This window comes from Salinicola rhizosphaerae, assembly GCF_014652715.1.
GTDB lineage: Bacteria > Pseudomonadota > Gammaproteobacteria > Pseudomonadales > Halomonadaceae > Salinicola > Salinicola rhizosphaerae.
This window is the reverse complement of sequence record NZ_BMZI01000007.1, coordinates 15131-36634: the sequence shown is the minus strand read 5'-3', so window position 1 is coordinate 36634 and position 21504 is coordinate 15131. Positions and strand designations below refer to the sequence as shown.

16 protein-coding genes and 1 other RNA gene are annotated in these 21504 nt (G+C 64.5%); 16 read left to right on the top strand and 1 reads right to left on the bottom strand.

All coding sequences use genetic code 11. From position 1 onward, the window contains the following. Window positions 1–73: 73 nt before the first annotated feature. The 7 genes from ffs to IE125_RS15270 all read left to right on the top strand — a co-directional run bounded on the left by ffs (window position 74) and on the right by IE125_RS15270 (window position 5548). Window positions 74–170: signal recognition particle sRNA small type (gene ffs / locus IE125_RS15300), an RNA gene on the top strand. Window positions 171–374: 204 nt separating this feature from the next. Further along, entirely contained in the window at window positions 375–2540 is a 2166-nt protein-coding gene (dnaX, locus tag IE125_RS15295) for a DNA polymerase III subunit gamma/tau (protein WP_189445551.1), read from the top strand. Window positions 2541–2613: 73 nt separating this feature from the next. Further along, window positions 2614–2940, top strand: coding sequence for a YbaB/EbfC family nucleoid-associated protein (locus tag IE125_RS15290; RefSeq protein ID WP_189445550.1), 327 nt, complete (start codon window positions 2614–2616; stop codon window positions 2938–2940). Next, a complete protein-coding gene (recR, locus tag IE125_RS15285; protein WP_189445549.1) occupies window positions 2940–3545 on the top strand; it encodes a recombination mediator RecR in 606 nt (201 codons plus the stop codon). The genes IE125_RS15290 and recR overlap by 1 nt, the downstream gene beginning before the upstream one ends. Before the next feature lie 97 nt (window positions 3546–3642). Continuing rightward, a complete protein-coding gene (locus tag IE125_RS15280; protein WP_189445548.1) occupies window positions 3643–4770 on the top strand; it encodes a ribonuclease D in 1128 nt (375 codons plus the stop codon). 2 nt (window positions 4771–4772) lie between these two features. Continuing rightward, a complete protein-coding gene (locus tag IE125_RS15275) occupies window positions 4773–5090 on the top strand; it encodes a YcgL domain-containing protein (protein WP_189445804.1) in 318 nt (105 codons plus the stop codon). Between the two features lie 2 nt (window positions 5091–5092). Further along, window positions 5093–5548, top strand: a complete 456-nt coding sequence (locus tag IE125_RS15270) for a YcgN family cysteine cluster protein (RefSeq protein WP_189445547.1) — start codon at window positions 5093–5095, stop codon at window positions 5546–5548. 42 nt (window positions 5549–5590) lie between these two features. On the opposite strand, the gene IE125_RS15265 is transcribed toward IE125_RS15270, so the two are convergent. Next, on the bottom strand, window positions 5591–7669 hold the full coding sequence (locus tag IE125_RS15265) for a S9 family peptidase (protein WP_189445546.1): 2079 nt from the start codon (window positions 7667–7669) through the stop codon (window positions 5591–5593). Window positions 7670–7783: 114 nt separating this feature from the next. Here IE125_RS15265 and IE125_RS15260 point away from each other — a divergent pair, with 114 nt between their 5' ends. The 9 genes from IE125_RS15260 (at window position 7784) to IE125_RS15220 (ending at window position 21277) form a co-directional block, all read left to right on the top strand. Continuing rightward, window positions 7784–8287 (top strand): hypothetical protein, encoded by a 504-nt coding sequence (locus IE125_RS15260; RefSeq protein ID WP_229809149.1) that lies wholly within the window; start codon window positions 7784–7786, stop codon window positions 8285–8287. Between the two features lie 189 nt (window positions 8288–8476). Then, window positions 8477–10291 (top strand): vWA domain-containing protein, encoded by a 1815-nt coding sequence (locus tag IE125_RS15255; RefSeq protein ID WP_189445544.1) that lies wholly within the window; start codon window positions 8477–8479, stop codon window positions 10289–10291. Between the two features lie 184 nt (window positions 10292–10475). Then, window positions 10476–12149 (top strand): AMP-binding protein, encoded by a 1674-nt coding sequence (locus IE125_RS15250; RefSeq protein ID WP_189445543.1) that lies wholly within the window; start codon window positions 10476–10478, stop codon window positions 12147–12149. A 53-nt stretch (window positions 12150–12202) separates the two neighbouring features. Then, window positions 12203–16261, top strand: a complete 4059-nt coding sequence (gene hrpA / locus IE125_RS15245; protein WP_229809148.1) for an ATP-dependent RNA helicase HrpA — start codon at window positions 12203–12205, stop codon at window positions 16259–16261. A gap of 65 nt (window positions 16262–16326) precedes the next feature. After that, entirely contained in the window at window positions 16327–17457 is a 1131-nt protein-coding gene (locus IE125_RS15240) for a beta-ketoacyl-ACP synthase III (RefSeq protein ID WP_189445542.1), read from the top strand. Then, window positions 17457–18203 (top strand): MlaA family lipoprotein, encoded by a 747-nt coding sequence (locus IE125_RS15235; protein WP_189445541.1) that lies wholly within the window; start codon window positions 17457–17459, stop codon window positions 18201–18203. The genes IE125_RS15240 and IE125_RS15235 overlap by 1 nt, the downstream gene beginning before the upstream one ends. 10 nt (window positions 18204–18213) lie before the next feature. Beyond that, window positions 18214–19359: a SpoIIE family protein phosphatase gene (locus IE125_RS15230; protein ID WP_189445802.1), complete on the top strand. Its 1146-nt coding sequence runs from the start codon at window positions 18214–18216 to the stop codon at window positions 19357–19359. Next, complete coding sequence (locus IE125_RS15225) at window positions 19352–19855, top strand: STAS domain-containing protein (protein ID WP_189445540.1); 504 nt, start codon at window positions 19352–19354, stop codon at window positions 19853–19855. The genes IE125_RS15230 and IE125_RS15225 overlap by 8 nt, the downstream gene beginning before the upstream one ends. Before the next feature lie 210 nt (window positions 19856–20065). Beyond that, window positions 20066–21277, top strand: coding sequence for a Bcr/CflA family multidrug efflux MFS transporter (locus tag IE125_RS15220; RefSeq protein WP_189445539.1), 1212 nt, complete (start codon window positions 20066–20068; stop codon window positions 21275–21277). Window positions 21278–21504: the final 227 nt, after the last annotated feature.

Sequence of the window (21504 nt, the reverse complement as noted above, 5' to 3'; positions counted from 1 at the left end):
ACGCACTGATGCTTCAGGCTTTGTCGGATTTCGAGCGCTGTCGTATTGCAGGCAGCTCGAGCTATGGTGGCCCCTTAGGTCCTCCCGCAACGCTAAACCGCAAACCCCGCCAGGCCCGGAAGGGAGCAACGGTAGTGGTGGCCGCGTGTGCCGGGATGTGGCTTTTGGGGCCGCCTCCATTTCTGCCTCCGGATTTTCGCCATCTGGCGTTCTGAATCGCTGCCCGCAAGGCCTCGCGGCTCGAAGGTCGCGCTCCTGCCTCGTCACCTCTTCGTCGACCCTGCTAGAATGGCGCGATTCACTTCCGCGATCTCGCATCCTCGAGAGCGCCAGGAAGACACCGTTGTGCTCAGTCGCGAGGAGAGCCCAGGCGCATGAGTTATCAGGTTCTGGCCCGCAAGTGGCGTCCGCGTAACTTCCACGAGCTGGTCGGTCAGGAACACGTCAGCCGCGCGCTGGTCAATGCGCTCGATCAGGGACGGCTGCATCATGCTTACCTGTTTACCGGCACGCGTGGCGTGGGCAAGACGACGCTGGCGCGCATTCTGGCCAAGTGCCTCAACTGCGAGCAGGGCGTCACTTCCACACCGTGCGGCCAGTGCGAGACCTGCCAGGCAATCGACAACGGTCGCTTCGTCGACCTGATCGAGGTCGACGCCGCCTCGCGTACCAAGGTCGAAGACACTCGCGAGCTGCTCGACAATGTGCAGTACGCGCCGACGCAGGGGCGCTTCAAGGTTTACTTGATCGACGAAGTGCACATGCTCTCGACGCACAGCTTCAATGCGCTGTTGAAGACGCTCGAGGAGCCGCCGCCCCACGTCAAGTTCCTGCTCGCCACGACCGACCCACAGAAGCTGCCGGTCACCGTTCTTTCGCGCTGCCTGCAATTCACGCTGAAAAACATGGCGCCCGAGCGCGTGGTCGAACATCTGACTCACGTGCTCGAGGCCGAGCAGGTGGCCTTCGATCCGCAGGCGCTGTGGCTGCTCGGCAAGGCCGCCGACGGCTCGATGCGTGATGCCATGAGCCTCACCGACCAGGCGATCGCGTTCGGTCAGGGCGAGATTCGCCGCGAGGACGTGGCGGCGATGCTCGGCACGCTCGATCACGCACACCTGATTGCGCTGGCAGAAGCGCTGGCCGCCGTCGACGCCGAGCGTCTGCTGGCGGAGGTCGCGTCGCTGGCTGAGCAGGGGCCGGATTTTGCCGGCATTCTCGATGAACTTTCGGGCCTGATGCATCGGCTGGCAATCGCGCAGATGGTGCCCAACGCGCTCGATAACGGCCACGGCGACCGTGATGAGCTGCTGGCACTGGCGTCACGCTTCACGCCGGAAGACGTGCAGCTCTACTACCAGATCGCGCTGCAGGGGCGGGGCGACATCGATAGCGCGCCGGATACGCGCACGGCGCTGGAGATGACGCTGCTACGGATGCTGGCGTTCCGTCCGCAGGGCGTGCCCACGCCGCCGCAGACGGATCTACCGCTGCGTGGCGAGCAGGCCACGGCGCCCGCACAGGCCGCGCCGACTGGCGGCCCCGCCTCGGCGCAGCCACCGGCGAGCGATCGGACTCAGGCCCCGGCCACCGAGACGCAGCCGACGCGCCAGCCAGAATCTACTGCGGCGCCACAGGGCACGGCGGCGCCTGAGGCGCCATCTCCGGTCGCCGATGAAGCGCCACCCTGGCGTGAAGAGGCTGCGGAGGTTGGTTCGACGTCGGTCGAAACGTCGACATCGGCGCCTCAGCCGGCCGGGGAAGCCCTGGCCGCCGCATCACCCGCGGCGAATCCGAATTCTGTGGATGCGCCGGAGGCGCCGCCTTGGGCCGTGGAGTCGCCGGAGCCGCCAATGCCGTCGCAGGCTGCCGATGCCGAGGCGGCTGCGCCGGCGTCAGAGCCTGGCGCGAGCGATGCCGTCATCGAGGAGGAGGGCGACATCGAATCGGGCGCCGATCTGGCCGCCGCCGAAGCCGCCTATGCCGACTGGGCTACGGCGGCTGCACCGGCGTTGGAGAGCGTACCGGAAGCCGCTCCGCAGAGCGCGCCAGTCGCCGACATGGATGACGCGGGCCCGAGCAACGAAGTGAATTCGGCGGCGGCGCCCGATTCCGCCAATGAGATGACGACGCCTGTTGCTCAAGGCGAGCTGACGCACGCGCTCTGGCTCGAGCACTTCGATACCCTGGCCATCGGCGGGTTGACTCGCAACCTGGCGGCTCACTGCGTTGTCGAGTCCGACGACGGTGCGACGCTCGCGCTGACACTCGATCCCGGCCAGTCGGCGATCCTGTCGGAGATGCATGTCGATCGCATCGTCAAGGCGTTGTCCGCGCTGGGTTATTCGCGGCGGGTCAATATCACGGTGGCCGAGCTCGACGGTGCGCTCGAGACACCGAAAGCCAAGCGTGATCGAGAGGCTCGCGAGCGCCATGCGCGTGCCGTTGAAGCGCTGCGCGACGACCCTCACGTACAGGAGATGGAAACGCGTTTCGGCGCCCGGCTCATGGAAGAGAGCGTGACTGCCGACCGTCTCTGACGTTCCAATGGCGGTGTCGGTAATTCGCCGGCGCCGTCCCGATTTCACCGTTTCAATCGCAATGGAGCTCGACATGTTCAAGGGTGGCATGGGCAATCTGATGAAGCAGGCCCAGGAAATGCAGGAGAAGATGCAGCAGGTGCAGGAAGAGATCGCGCAGATGGAGGTGCTGGGCGAGGCCGGTGCCGGCATGATCAAGGTGACCATGAACGGCCGCCACGACGTCAGCAAGGTCGAGATCGATCCCTCGGTCTTGCAGGAAGACAAGGAACTGCTGGAAGATCTGCTGGCGGCTGCGGTCAACGACGCCTCGCGCAAGGTCGAGACGCAGTCCAAGTCTCGGATGGAGGAGGTCTCCTCCGGGCTCAATCTGCCGCCTGGCATGAAGCTGCCGTTTTAATGAGCTTTTCGCCGCTGGTCGATCAGCTGCTGGAGAGCCTGCGGGTACTGCCCGGTGTGGGCCCGAAGACTGCCCAGCGTATGGCGTTGCACCTGCTGGAGCGGGAGCGAGAGGGTGGCAGACGGCTATCGGCGGCGCTTTCGCAGGCGATAGAGCAGGTCGGCTACTGCCAGCGCTGTCGCACCTTGACCGAAGAGACTCTGTGTAGCGTCTGCCAGGATCCCCGGCGTGACGAGACGTCGCTGTGCGTGGTCGAATCACCTGCCGACATGCTGGCGATCGAGCAGGCCGGCGGCTATCGCGGTCAGTATTTCGTCCTGCATGGTCACCTGTCTCCGCTCGATGGTATCGGCCCGGATGACATCGGGCTCGATCAGCTCGAAGCCCGCCTCGCGGAAGAGCCCGTCGGCGAGATCATTCTGGCGACCAATCCGACCGTCGAAGGGGAGGCGACCGCGCACTATATCGCCGAGCATCTGGTGGGGCGCGAGATCAAGATATCGCGATTGGCGTACGGAGTGCCCATGGGCGGCGAACTCGAATATGTCGACGGCGGAACGCTGAGTCGGGCGTTCCAGGGTCGCCAGCCGTTCAGTCGAGATTGAGGACCCGCCCGCACCCAACAGTGTGGCTTCACCCTTATCGCCTTTCCGAGTTTTCCGCGGCATCTCGAACGTCGAGCCGCGGCCCCAAGGACACCGAATGACAGTCGAAACTTCCCACTGCTGGGTCGATACGCCCGAAGGTCTGGACGCGGCCTGTGACGCGCTGGCCGATGCCACCGTGCTGGCGCTGGACACGGAGTTTTTTCGTGAGTCCAGCTTCTACCCGGTTCCCGCACTGATCCAGATCACCGCGGGTTCGACCGTCTACTTGATCGACCCGCAGGCGGTGACGGCCAACGCCGCGATTCGTCTGCTGTTCTCCCGGGGCCCGGTCAAGCTCCTGCACGCCTGCGGCGAGGATCTCGATGTCATCTCGCTATGGGCCGGTGTCGAGCTTGCGCCTCTGATCGATACGCAGGTCGCGGAATCCCTGCTGGGTACCGATGCCGCCATTGGCTACCGGCGATTGGTGGAAGCACGCTGCGGCGTCGATATCCCGAAGGAGGAGACGCGTTCGAACTGGCTCGAGCGCCCGCTGACGCCAGCCCAGCTCGACTATGCCGTGCTCGATGTCGCCTATCTGCCGATGATCTGGGAGCAGCAGTCACACGAGCTGGCGGCGCTGGGACGCGACGCCTGGCTGGTCGAAGAGTGCACGGCGCTGTCGCTTTCGCGTCAGGTCCAGACGGCGGATCAGTGGTACACCCGTCAGCGACAGCTGTGGCGGCTGGCGCCGACCGGTATCGAAGCCTATCGACTATTGACCCGCTGGCGCGAGGAGGAGATTCGACGGCGTGACGTGCCGCGCGGCTGGCTGGTCAAGGATGCCGTGCTGTTCGCGGTGGCCGAAGCGATGCCGAAAAATCGCTATGAACTGGCGGCGGTCGATGGCGTGACGCCGAGCCTGGTCAAGCGCGAAGGGGAGGCGCTGCTGGCGGCGGTCAAGACTGCCCACCTGCGGGACGAGAGCGAGCTTCCCGCGTCGCTCCCTGCGCCGACCCAGCCAGCGTTCAAGCGGCGCATCAAGGCGCTCAAGCGTGTCGTGCAGGCGCACGCCGAAGCGCTCGATCTGGCACCCGAACGACTCTCCAACCGCAGCGAGATGGAGGCGATCGTCGTCGCGCATCTCGCTGGCGAGCCATTGCCGCTGCCGGCAGGCTGGCGTGGCGAGCTGCTGGATGCCGATTGGCAGGCGGCGCTGGTGGAAGCCGGAGCCGCTTCATGAATATGGCCGGACGCCTGCTCTGCGAGGTGGTCAAGAGCGCACGCCATGACGAGATGTATCTTTATCTGGACAAGGCGCGAGGCATGGCACCGGTTCCGGAGATATTGCGTGAGCGTTTCGGGCGCCCGCTGCCGGTCATGACGCTGCTGCTGCGGCCGGAGAGGCCGCTGGCGCGGGTGGATGTGGCCAAGGTGATCGCCACGATCCGAGAGCAGGGCTTTTATCTGCAGATGCCCCCGGCCAAGGAGCCGTATCTGCTCGATCTTTTCACCAAGCGCGACGATCCCCCCGAGCTCGGTGGTGGACGTGAAGAGAGCTGAACATGCGTGAACGGTTCTGGGAGCGCTTTACGCTCGAGGAGCTGACCGCCGAGGAGTGGGAAGCGCTCTGCGATGGTTGCGGCAAGTGCTGTCTGGTCAAGATGGAGAACCCGGATAGTGGCGAGATCGCCACCCTGAACGTGGCGTGCCGTCTGCTGGATATTCAAAGCTGCCGCTGCAGCGACTATCCCCATCGATTCTCGCGGGTACCGGAGTGCACCCAGCTGAGTCTCGAAAACCTCGACGAATTCCACTGGCTACCGCACAGCTGTGCCTACCGCCGGTTGGCCGAAGGGCGCAAGCTTGCCAGTTGGCATCCGCTGCGCAGCGGCAGCGACCGGCGTATGCACGAGCGTCGGATGAGCGTGCGTCACTTCGCGATCAGCGAGCGCGAGGTGAACGAAGCCGATTACGAAGCGCACATCATCGACATCATCCCGCTCGAACCGAAGCGTTAGCCGCTGATCATGCCCTTCTGCTACCCGTGCATCACCTCTGCGTCATGACTGCTCTGTCTGTCCCGCGCAGCCCAGCGTCCAGAGCACGAACGCATCTTGGCGGGCGTTGTCTCGCCAAGCCTTGAATCGCCCGGAGGCGCCGCCGTGGCCCGAAGCCATGTCGGTGCGCAACAACACCGGTCCTCGGGCGCTGGCGAGTTCGGTCATTCGCGCGTAGAGCTTGGCGGGTTCCCAGTACGGCACGCGAGAGTCGTGCCAGCTGCCCTGAAGGAAGACGCTGGGATAGGGCTGTGCAGTCAGGTTGTCGAGCGGCGAGTAGTCGCGTATCCGTCGCCGGGCTGCCGGTTCGTCGGGGTTGCCCCACTCGGTGTACTCCGCAGTGGTCAGCGGCAGATCCGGGTTTTCCATGGTGCGCAGTACGTCGACGAAAGGCACGTCGAGTACTGCGGCGCAGAAGGCCTCCGGTTCGAGATTGAGGCTGGCGCCGACCAGCAGGCCGCCCGCGCTGGCACCATACGCGGCGATACGGGCGCCTTCGCTGATGCCTTCGGCGACCAGCGCATGCCGGGCGGCCAGGAAATCGCGGAAGCTGTTCTCCTTGTGTTCGAGCTTGCCGGCCAGATACCACGGCTCTCCCCGGTCACCGCCGCCGCGCACGTGGGCGACGGCGAAAGCCACGCCGTGCGAGAGCAGTTCGAGGCGGGCGACCGAGAACCAGGGATCGAGCACCTCACCATAGGCGCCGTAACCATAAAGCAGTGTCGGTAGCGGGCCCGATTTCAGATCTTCGGCGCGAGCGACGACAGAGACCGGAATGTGCTCGCCGTCGTGTCCCTGGGCCCACAGTCGGCGGCAGACCAGGGCGTCGGGCTGCAGGTCGCCGTGAATCGGCTGTGTCTTGAGCAGGCGCCGTTCACCGCTGTCGAGGTCATGCTCGATCCAGCGCACCGGCAACGTGAACGACTCTTCACGCAGCCGCAGGCGGCGAGCCGAGAAATCGGGTGTGTCGCCGAGCGCCAGGCTGCAGGGCGCTTCCGGGAGCGGCAGCCGATAGCCTGGCTCCGGCATCGTGGCACTGACGCCATCCATCGCACGACCCTCTCCCAGCTCGATCACGCGCAGATGCACCTGAGCTTCCTGGTGGTCGCGCTCGGTCAGCACCAGCCCCCAGTCGAAGGTGTCGATATCTTCCAGCGTAACCTCGTCGCGATGGCCGAGGAGCGGCGTCCATTGATCGGGTTGCGCAATCGGCGCGACATCCAGCCTGAAATGAGGGGCATCACGGTTGTGCAGGATGTAGAAATCATCGGCGCGGTGATCGACGCCGTACTCCACGCCGGCCTCCCGCGGGCGAACGCAGCGAGCCGGTGCGGTCGGGTCCAGGGCAGGGATGACATGGCACTCGCTGGTGTCTTTGGAGGCGGTCTCCAGTACTAGCCACTGGCGCGAGCGTGTCTTGCCGAGGCCGATCCAGAATTCGACATCCTGCTCTTCGTACAGCTTGCGGCAGACATCGTCCGCCGGGCGCAGGGACCAGACGCTGGCCGGGCGCTGGGTAGCGTCGTAGCGCGTGAACAGCAGCGTGCGGTTATCCTCGGCCCAGACGAGTTCAGGGCCGATCCGGCGTCGCAGCCGCCGCGGTTCGCCATCCGGCAACGATTTGAGATAGAGGTCGAAATATTCGTTACCGCTGGCGTCTTCTGTCCAGGCGATCCACTGCTCGTCGGAGGAGATCGCCATGTCACCGAGTTCGAGATAGTCATGCGCCTGCGAACGTGCCTCGAGGTCGAGCAGCAGCTCGAGGGCACCGTCGCCCTGGACCGGCTGGCGCCACCACAGCGGATAGTCGGCCTCCGCGGCGGTCTCGCTCCAGTAGCGGTAGCGCTCCAGATCCGTCGGCAGCCCGGTGACGGCCAGCTCGCGGCGGGCCAGGTGGCCGTCGTACAGCGCTTGTTCAAGCGCTTGTAGCGGCGCGAAGAAACGATCGCTCTCGCGATTGGCGGCACGCAGGAACGCCTTCACCTGCGGATCGTCTCGAGATTCGAGCCAGTGCCAGTCGGGGTCGTCTTCGCGTCGGAAATGGAGGGCGGGGGAGCGTTCGGTGATCGGGGTCGAGGACATGGGTCGGGAAGCCTGGCCTGATAGCGGAAACGTAGGGCGCAGCGGGCGTGGCTGTGCTTTCCTGGCTCGGAGTGTACCATGTCACCAAATCGTACGAATCGAGAGTCTTTCATCATGCTGTTTTCCGACTCCCTGCCGCAGCTCTGGCTGAGCTACGCGGTGCTGTCTCTGGTGGTTCTGATAACCGGTTATTTCGCGGTGCGCCTGTTGCCGAGGCTGCCGCGCCTGGTGCTGGTCGGCGTCGTCGCCGGCTTGCTGTGGATGGTCGCGCCGTTCACGCTGCCGTTGACCGACCCGGGGCAGACCTATTCCGGTCTGGCGCCAGCCATCGTCGTGCTCGCGGTCGGTTTTCTCCAGCACGACGGGGGGCAGATGGCGACGGCCTTACCGCTGCTGCTGGTGGGCGCGGTCATCGGCGCGGTGCTCGGCGTGCTGGGCTGGCGCCTGCTTCGCCAGCGAGGTGATGATGACGAGCCCAAGGGCGGTCGAGGTGACGGCGCGACGCCCCGGCGTCGTGTTGCACCCGGCGCCCAGGGTAGCGATCGTTCCGCCGCGCGAGGGGAGCGAGGTCGGCGCGGCGGCAAGCCGGGCGGACGCCGCGAGCCGGTCGTCAACTAGGCGACCGGCGCGACTGGAAGGCTGGTGCCACGACGCTCACCAGCCATGCTGTCCATTTAGCCGTCTGGCTCGTGCTTGCGCTGTCTGCCTTGGCGAGTCGTTGATTGCAAACGTCTTTTTCTACTGTCTATTTCAACCGTTTATTTCGACCGTTTATTTCGACTGTTTATTTCAATAAGGAAGCGTGAAATGCGGGGTCTGCTGTCGATCGCCCTCTGGGCGCTGCTCTCTCTACCGGGGTTGGCGCTGGCCCAGGCCCAGACGGAACCTGCCGCGCCGGATGTCCGGATGGTGATGGACGTATCCGGCAGCATGAAGCAGAACGATCCGCAGAATCTTCGTGCCAATGCGCTCGGGCTCGCGGCAGCGCTACTGCCGCCGAGCGCTCGGGGTTCGATCTGGACATTCGGTACCACGGTAGCCAATCCCCTGCCCAGCGCGCCTATCGATGATAGCTGGCGACGCCGTGTCGCCGAACTGCGTTCGCGGCTGACCGACTACCAGCAGTTCACCGATATCGAAAAAGCGCTGACCGCTGCGGCCGCGGCACCGCCAGAAGATAGCGACAGGCACTTGATTCTGTTGACCGACGGGATGGTCGATCTGCCCGCGAGTGGTGCCCGGAAACGTGATCTCGACGCGTCTTCCCGGCAACGGATACTCGCGCAGCTGGCGCCCGACCTCGCCTCGCGAGACGTCGTCGTGCATCCCATCGCGCTCTCCAGCAACGTCGATCTGCCGCTGCTCGAGCAGATTGCCCAGCGGACCGGCGGGCTGGCGGCGGTCGCACACACCCCCGATGAGCTGCTGCGTGCGTTTCTCGACGTGCTGGACCGCATCGTGCCTGGCGATCAGGTGCCGATCGATGACCAGCAGCACTTCCGCATCGACGACGACATCGACGAGTTCAATGCGCTGCTGTTTCATGCACCGGGTGCCGATTCGCCGGTCCTGGTGGGCCCGGACGGGCAGCGGTATTCGCGCGACGATCACCCCGGCAAGGTGGAGTGGCAGAGCAGCCAGCGTTACGACCTGATCACCGTGCCCGACCCGGCGCCCGGCCAGTGGCGCATCGAGGGGCAGGTCGGCGGTGACAGCCGCATCAGTATCCAGGCCGACACGGTACTTCGCAGCGCCGAGCTGCCGGCGACCCTCTATCGCGGCTTCTCGACGCCGCTCGATGTCTGGCTCGAGCGAGACGGTTCGCCGCTCGCGCCCGATCAGCTGCCAAGCGACCTTGCCGTCAGTGCCGAGCTTGACGATCTCGACGGCAATCGGCTGGCGGCTGCGCCGCTCGTTGCCGACGGTCGCCATTATCGGGGCGAGCTACCCGGTGCCGATCAGCTCGGTAACGCACGACTGACGCTGATCGCGCGCAGCGATCGACTGATTCGCCAGCAGGTGCAGACGGTCAATGTGGTTGCCGCGCTGAGCGCCGAGCTGAGCCAGGACGGCACCCAGATCGTGGTGCGGGCGAACCAGCCTGATCTCGACGTCGACAACACTCAGCTCAGCGCCACCTTGACCGGTAAACCTCTGGCGATTCGCCAGACGGGGCCACGCGAGTGGATCATCGATGTGCCGCAGACCGACCCCAACGAGTCGCTGCCGGTCCAGATTCAGGCCGAAGCTCGCCTCGATGGCCGGACGCTACATTTCGAACTGCCGATCGTTCGGCTCAATCCCGATGCGGCGGTGGGCCTCAGCGGTGCCGATCTGGCTTCTGGCGTTACCAGTCAGTCGCGGGAGCAGGACGACGGGCTCGGCACTTCCTCCGACGGCGACTCATTGACTGACGGGCTCTCTGCCTCGCAGATGGCGGACATCGCCGTCGAGAAGGCCCAGCAGGGTTGGCGATACGCCAGGCCTTACGTGGAAACCTATGCTCAGCGCCCCGTGACCTGGGCCGTGATCGGCGTGATCGTGCTGCTATGGTTGCTGCTGCGCTGGCGGCGGGCGGTGACTCGTCGTCGACTCTCGCGACGCGCCGAACCGCGACTGTGAAGCTGGGGCTTCAAGAGGAAGCGCGATGCAGACGTGCCGGCCCCAGCCTTGCCACTCAGACAGATCCACCAATACGGATAACTTCCTGGCCGGCGGCGGTTTTCTGCCACTTTGGTGGCAGGGTCGCCGGCGCGCGATCCTGATATAAGAGAGACGACCCGCCGAGCCATTTTCAGGAGAACCCATGAGCGAAAGCTTCTCGCCGGAACTCGAAACAGGGGCGCCTCTCGAAGGCATGGAGGCGTTCGAGTCGATCAATGACATCATCGCCGATGCCTGCCGCCGTTTCGCCGACAAGCCTGCCTTCAGCTGCATGGGGCAGACGCTTCGCTACCGTGACATCGATCGTCTTTCCGATCACTTTGCCGCTTGGCTTCAGCGCGAAACCGATCTGGTGCCGGGCGATCGTATCGCCGTTCAGCTGCCCAATGTGCTGCAGTTTCCGGTCGTGGTGTTTGGCGCGCTCAAAGCCGGACTGGTCGTCGTCAACACCAACCCGCTGTATACCGAGCGCGAGATGCGGCATCAGTTCAGCGACGCTGGCGCCAAGGCGGTCGTCGTGCTGGCCAATATGGCGCAGAAGGTGGAGAAAGTCCTCGATCAGACGGAAATACGCCATGTGGTCGTGACGGCAATGGGCGATCTGCACTCCTGGCCGAAGCGTCCGCTGATCAATTTTGCCGTTCGCCACGTCAAGAAGCTGGTGCCGGTTTACTCGCTGCCCAGGGCAAAAAGTCTGCGTGAAGCGCTCGCGGCCGGCGGTCGTCATCGCCCCGAGCCTGTCGCTTCGCGAGGCGACGATGTCGCCGTTCTGCAGTACACCGGCGGCACGACCGGCGTGGCCAAGGGAGCGATGCTGACCCACCGCAACTTGATCGCCAACATGCTGCAGACGCAGCAGCTGCTTGGCGACACGCTCGACGAGGGCGCCGAAACGATCATCGCGCCGCTGCCGTGCTACCACATCTATACGTTTACCGTGAACTGCCTGTTCGCGATGACCACAGGGCAGCACAACGTGCTGATCCCCAATCCGCGCGATATCGCCGGGTTCGTGAAGACGCTTTCCAGAACCCCGTTCAGTGTCTTCGTCGGGCTCAATACGCTGTTCAACGCGCTGTGCCAGCGCGACGATTTCAAGGCGCTGGACTTTTCCGGTCTCAAGCTGACGATTTCCGGCGGCATGGCGTTGACCCAGGTGGTGGCCGAGCGCTGGCGGACCACCACCGGTAACGGCATCGTCGAGGGCTATGGCTTGACCGAGACCTCGCCCATTGCGTTGGTCAATCCGCCGGCGTCGCCGCAGATCGGTACCATCGGGCGACCGGTGCCCGGCACCTCGGTGCGCATCGTCGACGACGAGGGGCGATCCGTCGCGCGCGGCGAGCGAGGCGAGCTCTGCGTGAAGGGCCCGCAGGTCATGAAGGGGTACTGGAATCGACCGGACGATACCGCGAAGACGATCGACGAGGACGGCTGGTTGCGCACTGGCGACATGGCGATGGTGCAGCCCGATGGCTACGTCAAGATCGTCGACCGCAAGAAGGACATGATTCTGGTCTCCGGCTTCAACGTCTATCCCAACGAGATCGAAGAGGTGGTCGCCGGCCATCCCGACGTGGTCGAGGCGGCCGCCGTCGGTGTGCCCGACGAGGAGACCGGCGAGGCGATCAAGCTGTTCGTGGTCGCGCGCAACGACGCGCTCGATCCGCAGGTGCTGCGTCAGTGGTGCAAGAAGGAGCTGACCGGCTACAAGGTGCCGAAGTTCGTCGAGCTTCGCGATGAACTCCCGAAAAGCAACGTCGGCAAGGTGCTCCGGCGAGAGCTGCGCGACGAATCCGCAGCACCCTCGACGTGAGAGACTGAGTCCGCCAATCGGTCGGCGTGAGTCGAGGCCGGGAGGGCGCTACAATGGACGGTCAGCCATCGCGAATGGCTGACCGTGTCGTTGCCGATGTCGAGGAACTCTTGAGCGCTACCGCTTCACAATCCCTGCAAACTCTGAACGATCTCGAGACGCGTCTGGCGTCATGCATGCTGCGTGATGCTCATGAGCAGCGCCGGCGTCTCTCGCGGCTGGCCCGCCGTGCCCGTGACGGTAAACCGATTGATCGCTCGCTTGGCGAGATCGAGGCGCGACTGCAGGCCTCCCGCGACGTCGTCGAGCGGCGTCAGCGCCAGCCGGTGACGCTCGCCTATCCCGAATCGCTGCCCGTGGCGGCCAAGCGCGAGACCATTCTCGAGGCGTTGCGCGAGCATCAGGTCGTGGTCGTGGCGGGCGAGACCGGGTCCGGCAAGACGACGCAGCTGCCCAAGCTCTGCCTGGAGCTGGGGCTCGGTCGTCGTGGCATGATCGGGCATACCCAGCCGCGCCGGCTTGCGGCGCGCTCCGTCGCGAGCCGACTGGCCGAGGAGCTGGAGGTGCCGCTGGGGCAGCAGGTCGGCTATCAGGTGCGTTTCACCGACCAGAGCAGCGATGACACGCTGGTCAAGCTCATGACCGACGGTATTCTGCTAGCCGAGACGCAGCACGATCCCGACCTCACTCGCTATGAGGCGATCATCATCGACGAGGCGCACGAACGCAGCCTCAACATCGATTTTCTGCTGGGTTATCTCAAACGTCTGACCGCGCGACGTTCCGACCTCAAGGTGATCATCACCTCGGCGACGATCGACGTCGAGCGGCTGTCGCGTCATTTTGCCGTCGAGCGAGACGGCGAGTCGCGTCCGGCGCCGGTGATCGAGGTTTCCGGTCGCGCCTACCCGGTCGACGTGCACTATCGGCCGCTGGTGCGGGAATCCCGCGAGGAAGACGATCTTTCGCTACAGGAGGGGATTCTTGCCGCGGTCGACGAGATCGATGGCATCGAGCGTGAGAAACGTTGGTACAGCGGCCCGCGAGACATCCTGATCTTCCTCCCCGGCGAGCGCGAAATACGGGAAACCGCGGATGTGCTGCGCCGGGCCGAACTCAAGAGCACCGAGATTCTGCCGCTCTACGCCAGGCTCTCCAACGCCGAGCAGAATCGGGTGTTCCAGTCTCACGCCGGGCGGCGCATCGTGCTCTCGACCAACGTGGCGGAAACCTCGCTGACCGTGCCGGGCATCCGCTACGTGATCGACCCGGGGCTGGTGCGCATGAGTCGCTACAGCTTCCGCGCCAAGGTCCAGCGTCTGCCGATCGAACCGGTGAGCCAGGCCAGCGCCGATCAGCGCAAGGGACGCTGCGGTCGTGTGGCGGAGGGCGTCTGCATCCGTCTCTACAGCGAGGAGGATTTTCTCTCTCGTCCCGAGTTCACCGAACCCGAGATCCAGCGTACGAACCTGGCATCCGTCATCCTGTCGATGCTGGCGCTGAAGCTTGGCGACGTGTTCGATTTTCCGTTCGTCGACGCGCCGGACCCGCGCTTCGTCAAGGATGGCTACCGGTTGCTGTTCGAACTCGGCGCGGTCGATGCGGGCGAGACGATGACGCCGCTCGGTCGGCGGCTGTCGCGGCTGCCCATCGATCCCCGGCTCGGTCGCATGGTGCTGGCGGGCGAACAGTTCGGCTGTCTGCGCGAGACGCTGATCGTGGTCAGCGCGCTGGCGATTCAGGACCCGCGTGAGCGACCGGCGGAGAAGCGCCAGGCCGCCGATCAGAAACACAAGCAGTGGGAGGACCCGCACTCCGATTTCGTGGCCTGGCTGAATCTCTGGCAGGGTTTCGACGCGGCGCGCGAGGAACTCTCCGGTAACCAGCTGCGCCGCTGGTGTCGCGATCACTACCTGAGCTACCTGCGCCTGCGCGAGTGGCACGATACCTACCGCCAGCTACGTCAGTTGACGCGAGACATGAAGCTCGAGTTCACCAGTGCGATGCAGCCAGCCGAACCCGGTGGCGACGAGCCGGACAAGCAACCGAGCGTCGATGCCAATCGGCTGCACCAAGCGCTGCTTGCCGGGCTGCTTTCCAACCTGGGCCAGCTGCAGCCGGAGAGCCGTGAATTTCTCGGGGCGCGTAATCGCAAGTTCGTGATTCACCCCTCATCGGGGCTGTCGAAGAAGCCACCCAAGTGGGTGATGGCGGGTGAGCTGGTCGAGACCAGCCGCCTGTTCGCTCGCGACGCGGCGCGGATCCAGCCGGAGTGGATAGAGCCGCAGGCGGCACATCTGATCAAGCGCGCCTACAGCGACCCGCACTGGGAGCGCAAGCGTGCGCAGGTCATCGCTCGCGAGCAGGTCACGCTGTTCGGGCTGCCGATCGTCACCGGACGGCGGGTGGATTACGCCAAGGTGGCGCCGGGCGAAGCGCGTGAACTTTTCATTCGTCGCGCGCTGGTGGAGGGCGATTTCGAGACGCGCGCGTCATTCTTCGCGCACAACCGGGCGCTGGTGGCGGAAGTCGAGGAGCTCGAGGACCGTGCCCGTAAGCGTGACATCCTGGTCGACGAGGAGACGCTCTACGCGTTCTACGACGAGCGCATTCCCGCCGATATCGCCAGCGGCAAGAGTTTCGAGAGCTGGCGCAAGCGTGCCGAGCGAGAGTCTCCGGGGATTCTGGAGCTCGACAAGGCCGCCCTGATGTCGAGAGACGCCGACGATGTCAGCGTCGAACAGTACCCCGACGAACTGGTCTTCAACGGGGTGCGCTACCCGCTCAGCTACCACTTCGCCCCCGGTGCGCCCGATGATGGCGTGACCATGACGGTACCGGTCGTGATGCTGGCGCAGCTGCCGGCGGGCCGGCTCTCCTGGCTGGTGCCGGGACTGCTCAGGGAGAAGTGCATCGCGCTATTGAAGGGGCTGCCCAAGTCCTTGCGGCGGCAGATCGTGCCGATCCCGGATTGGGTCGACGCGGCGCTGGCGACGTTGACGCCGGACGAGCGTCCGGTGGAGGAGGCGCTGGGCGAGTTCCTGCGGGTCAAGACGGGGACCCGGCTGGATCCCACGGTCTGGGCGCTCGACCAGCTCGAACCGCATTTGATCATGAATCTGCGCGTGGTCGATCACGAAGGCGTCGTGCTCGGCGAGGGACGTGATCTTCACGTATTGCAGAACCGTTTCAACGAGGCGGCCGCCGAGGGCGCGAAGGCGCTGGCGGACGCGCAGAAGGAGAGCGTCGAGGCGCTGAGCGAGCTGCCGCAGGAAGCGCTGCCGACGTCTCGCACCACGCGCCAGGCGGGTATTCAGGTCGAGGTCTATCCCGCGCTGGTCGAACAGGACGATGAATTCGGTGTCGCCTGGTTCGACCATGCCGCCCGCGCTGAAGCGGCGCATCGAGAAGGGTTGATTCGGCTGGCACGCCGGCGTCTGCCGGATACCGTGCGCTATCTGCAGCGCGACCTGCCTGCGCTGAAGTCCTGCGCACTGCTGTTTGCCAAGGTGGGCACGCAGGCACAGCTGGCCAACGATATCGTCGATGCCTGCCTGGCGCAGACGGTCGCGGCCGACCCTCTCCCGCGCTCCCGCGCTGCGTTCGATGCACGGCTCGAGCACTGGCGGGGCGATCTGGTGAGCTATGCCGAGTCGCTGATGAAGGATCTGCATCCGGCTCTCCAGGGTCACCTGGCAGTGACCAAGGCGCTGAAAGGGAATGTCAGTCTGGCGCTGGCGCTGACCTATAGTGACCTGAGGGCGCAGATGCAGCGGCTAGTCTATCCGGGCTTCGTGCGCGATGCGGGGCCCTGGCTTGCGCACTATCCGCGGTATCTGCAAGCGGCGGAAATACGCCTGGAGAAGGCGCCGCGGGACCGGCGTCGCGATCAGCTCTCCATGCAGCAGGTGCAGGAGTGGGAAGCACGCCTGGACGCCCGACGGGAGTCGACCCACCGTGACGGAATCGTCGATGAGGCGTTGATCGAGTTTGGCTGGTGGCTGCAGGAGTGGCGCGTGTCGCTCTTTGCCCAGCAGCTTGGCACGCTCGAAAGTGTGTCGGAAAAGAGACTGGCGCGCCGCTGGGAGGAGCTGACCGGGCAGCGCATCTGACGCGCATCCGTGTCGACGCGGTGTGCGTAATTATCGAAGAGCGGTCAGCGCCGCCAGGAGGAGCCATGACGCAAGCCGTGATTACCGCGACCGGGCTGTATACGCCGCCGGAGTCTATCGACAACGCCGCACTGGTAGCGAGTTTCAATGCCTGGGCCGATGCCGAGAATGTGCGATTCGCCGAGGCTATCGCCCGGGGCGAGCGTGAGCCGCTGGCGCACTCGAGCGAAGCATTCATCGTCAAGGCATCGGGCATCCATAGCCGTTACGTAATGGAGTCCAGTGGCATTCTCGATCCCGATCGGATGCGCCCTTATCTTCCCGAACGGCCCAACGACAGACTGTCGATGCAGGCAGAAATGGGTCTGGCAGCGGCGAATCAGGCGCTGGACAAGGCCGGGATCACGGCGGGCGATATCGATTTGGTCATTGTTGCCTGCTCCAATCTTCAACGCCCTTATCCGGCGGTATCGGTGGAGCTGCAGGCGGCGCTCGGTGCCGGCGGCTATGCGTTCGACATGAACGTGGCCTGCTCGAGCGCCACCTTCGCCATCGACATGGCCACCAACGCCATTCGCGCGGGCAGTCTCGATCGCGTGCTGATCGTGAACCCGGAGATCTGCTCGGCACATCTCAATTTTCGCGACCGGGACAGTCATTTCATTTTCGGTGACGCCTGCACCGCGATCGTGCTCGAGGCCGATCATCTGGCTCAGGAGAGAGAACACTTCACGGTACTGGGGACTCGTCTCACGACGCAGTTCTCCAATGCGATCCGCAATAACTTCGGCTTCCTGAATCGTCTGGCCGAGGCGGACGGAAGCCTGGCCGACAAGCTGTTCGTGCAGGAGGGGCGCAAGGTATTCAAGGAAGTGTGCCCGCTAGTCTCTCGCCTGATTCTCGAGCATCTCGACAGCCAGTCGTTGACCGGCGAGTCCGTGAAACGTCTCTGGCTGCATCAAGCCAATCGGCACATGAACGATCTGATCGCCCAGCGGGTACTGGGGCGCGAACCTTCCCCTGCCGAGGCGCCGATCATTCTCGACCGCTATGCCAACACCAGTTCGGCGGGGTCGATCATCGCGCTGCATCTGCACCGCGAGGACATGGTAGAGGGCGACATAGGGGTGGTGTGTTCCTTCGGTGCGGGCTACAGTGCGGGCAGTGTGATACTGCGTAAAGGGAATGCGTGTTGATGAAATCAATCCACTGGCTGGGCGGCGTCTGCGTGGCAGCGGCGCTGGGCGGCTGCGCCTCTTCGAGCGAGGCGACCAACCCTCAGGATCCCTGGGAGGGATTCAATCGTGGGGTCTATCAATTCAACGATACGCTGGATCGGTACGCGCTGAAGCCGATTGCGCAGGGTTATGACACCATTACCCCGGATCCCGTTCAGGATGGCGTCGGCAATTTCTTCTCCAATCTTGGCGAGATCGGCACCGTCTTCAATAGCGTGCTCCAGTGGCAGTGGGGCAACGCCGGTGTCGCTTCCGGGCGCTTCCTGGTCAATACGGTGCTTGGCGTCGGCGGACTGCTGGACCCGGCGACGCGCATGGGCCTGAACGAGAACGAAGAGGATTTTGGGCAGACGCTGGGGGTCTGGGGCGTCGGTTCCGGCCCTTACCTGGTGCTGCCCATTTTAGGGCCAAGCACGGTCCGCGATGCCAGCGGGTTGCCGGTCGATCACTACACCTACCCGCTGACCTACGTCGAGGAAGACAAGTGGCGCTACGGGCTGACGTTCTTGCGCTACGTCGATCTGCGCGCCGGCCTGCTCGATCAGGAGTCGCTGATCCAGGGAGATCGCTACAGCTTCATCCGCGATGCCTATCTGCAGCGGCGTCAGTTCGAGGTCAGCAACGGCGCGGCGGGTGAGGATCCCTTTGCCAGTGGCGGATTCGGCGACGACTTCGACTACAGTGAAGACGACTTCGCCGAGTGATCTCGTGGCCATGACGCCGAGTGGCGCGCGCACCACGATCGGACTGATCGATCTGCCTGGCCCGGCGCGTGACGCGCTGGCGGCCGGGATCGGCGAGCTCGATGTCACGCTGCACGTCGGGAACTCTCCGGCAGCGCTGCCGAACGAGTGCGAGTTGATCGTCGCGCATGTGCGTGCCGTCTCTCACGAGGGCTGGGAACATCTCTCGCGGGGCTTGCCGACCATCGTTATCAGCGAGAGTCGGCGTGATGGCGATCTTCACAAGGCGATCGATGCCGGACTCATCGACTATCTGGTCGATCCGCTCGAGCACATCGATATCCTGCGCCGATTGATCGTCAGGGCGCTGGAACTCGAGCAGCTCTCGCAGGCGCACGCCCAAAGCCACGCCCAGCTTGCGTCGCTGAACGACCGGCTCGAGCGTCATCTGGAGATGCTGCGAGACGATCAGCGCGCCGGTGGCCACGTGCAGCGCAAGCTGTTGCCGCCATCCGGCATCACCCATCTGGGCGTGCGCTGCGATCACTGGTTTGCGCCATCGCTCTATCTGTCGGGAGACTTTCTCGACTTTCAGCGCTGCGACGATCGCTTCAGCTTCTTCTACTTCGCTGACGTTGCCGGTCATGGCGCCTCGTCGGCGTTCGTCACCGTGCTGTTGAAGTATCTATGCAATCGTTGGCTGTCGCAGTGGCGCACGCTGCTGCCGGAAGCCTTCCCGTCACGATGGCTGGGAGAGCTCAATCGGGAGCTGCTCGAGACGGGGATCGGCAAGCACGCGACGGTCTTCGCCGGGGTACTGGACCACGAGCGGCATTTTCTGCACTATGCGCTCGGCGCCCAGCTGCCGATGCCGATTCTGCAAGGCGACGGGCAGGCGACGTATCTGGGCGGAAAAGGCCCGCCGGTGGGGTTGTTTCCCGATGTCGAATACCCCATCTACGGCTGTCCGCTGCCGGCAGCATTTCGCCTCTGGTTCTGTTCCGATGGCGTGCTGGAGTGCCTGCCGCAGACATCACTGGAAGCACGGCTCACGGAACTCGAGCATCGTGTGACACGCTGTTCCGGCGTCGAGGATCTGAGGGATGGACTCGCGCTGGGAGATCAACTGCCGGACGATCTCAGCATGATGACACTGAGTGGTTTCGACCATGAATGAGGGGCGAATCAAGGCGGCCTTCGAGTCGGGCGTGTTCGTGCTCAAACTCTGCGGTGACGTCCGTCTCACGCTCTGTGCGACGCTCGATGCCGAAGCGCAGCGACTGGCGGACCTGCCGGGGCTGAGGGCGGTCATGGTCGACCTGCGCGAGACGACCAACGTCGACTCCACTGCGCTTGGCTTCCTTGCCAAGGTGGCACTGGCGGTCAAGGGGCGGCTGGAGCAGCCGGCGACGATCATTGCCGAGCACCCGGATGTGCGTCGCATGCTCGATGTGATGGGCTTTTCGCGCTACTTCACGCTGGTCGAGGCACCGCTGACGGAACCCGCCGATCTGGCCGAGTTGCCCCATGTCGAGTCCGACGAGAGCGGCATCCATCAGCGGATTCTCGAAGCGCACCGCATTCTCATGCACATGAGCGATCACAATCGCCATGAATTTCAGCCGCTGGTGGAATTGCTGGAGTCTCAGCGAGCCAAGGCGTCGTCCCACTGATCCAGCGTTGAAACCGCCGTCAGTGTTGAAGTCATCGCGGCCGTCGTGCTGGCGCCGTCATCGAGTTTCAGCGGCTTTGTCAGGCGCCACCGATCCCGGTGGCGCTTCATTTTTTGTCCGTCGGCAGACGCCGGGGCGGGGGTCGGTCTCACACGAACACAGACCCCATGCTCTGGTGGCCGGCGCGACGATATCGATCAAGGAGTAGACGTGACTGTCCTGACTGCGCGTCGTCTTGCGCTGCTGGTGGCCGCCAACACGGCGCTGGCGCCGCTGGCGATTGACGCCTATCTTCCCGCGATGCCATCGCTGGCGGCGTCGATTGGCGCCAGCGTCCACCATACCGAGCTCTCTCTCAGCGTCTTCCTGTTGGGGTTTGCACTCGGACAGCTGATCTGCGGGCCGCTATCGGACCGGTACGGGCGCAAACCGGTGTTGATGACCGGGCTATGCGTGTTTTTCCTGGCGAGCCTGGCGCTGACGCAGGTCGGGTCGCTGGAGACACTGTGGGGCTTCCGTTTCGTCCAGGCGCTGGGCGGCGGCGCGTGCGTGGTCAACTCGGCGGCGATCGTCCGTGATCGGTTCAGCGGCCGCGAGGCGGCCAAGGTCATGTCGACGATGGTCATGATCCTGATGATGGCCCCGCTGGTCGCGCCGGCACTGGGCAGCGCGCTGCTGCATCTGGCGGACTGGTGGCTGATCTTCCTGTTCCTGGCCGTGTATGCGGCGTTCGTGCTGCTGCTGCTGGGCCGCTTTCTACCAGAGACCCACGGGCGTAACCCGGAGGCGCCTTCGGCGCGCCAGATACTCGGCAACTACGCCAGCGTGCTCAAGCACCGCGAGGCGATGGGCTACATCGGCGGTGTATCGATGTCGTTTGCCGGCATGTTCGCCTTCATTACCGGCTCGCCCTATCTCTACATGGAGCACTATGGGCTATCCACCACGCTCTATCCATTCGTCTTCGGGGCCAATATCCTGATCATGGCGTCATCCAGCCGGTTGAACATTCGCCTGCTGAGGACTCGCACGCCGCAGCAGAACCTGCGGTTGGGCCTCGGCGTGCAGCTGTGTGCCGGGCTTGGCCTGGTGGGGCTTGTCGCGACAGGCTTCGACACGATCTTCACGGTGGCGCCATTGATGGTGGTTTTCGTCGGCATGCAGGGGCTGATCGGTCCCAATGCGATGTCTTCGATGCTTGACCACTTCCCCCGCATGAGTGCGACCGCAACGGCGCTGCAGGGCTGCCTTCAGTTCACCTGCGGTGCGATTTCCGGTGCGGTGGTCGGGGCGTTCGAGCTGGCCAGCGCCTGGCCGACGGTGCTGACGATGCTGACGGCAACGCTCGCCGGCAATCTCTCCGTGCGTCTGCTGGCCGGTCGAGCCAGTTCAGATGGCGAACTGAATGAGGAGGGGGCATAACGGTGTCGTGACGCTTCGTTACGTGAGCTGACGCGTGTCATATTCCTGTCATCCGATCCTGCCAAGGTGTGCCTGCGGAGGTTGCGGCGCATCAGATTCGCTGCACATTGGATATATCGGCTGCACATTCGATATATCGATAGAGAAACCATCGACGATCACGGTAACCAGGATCGGTCGATGGTTTTTTCACAATAGCGGCGGGCACTCGACGAATGTCTTTTTTC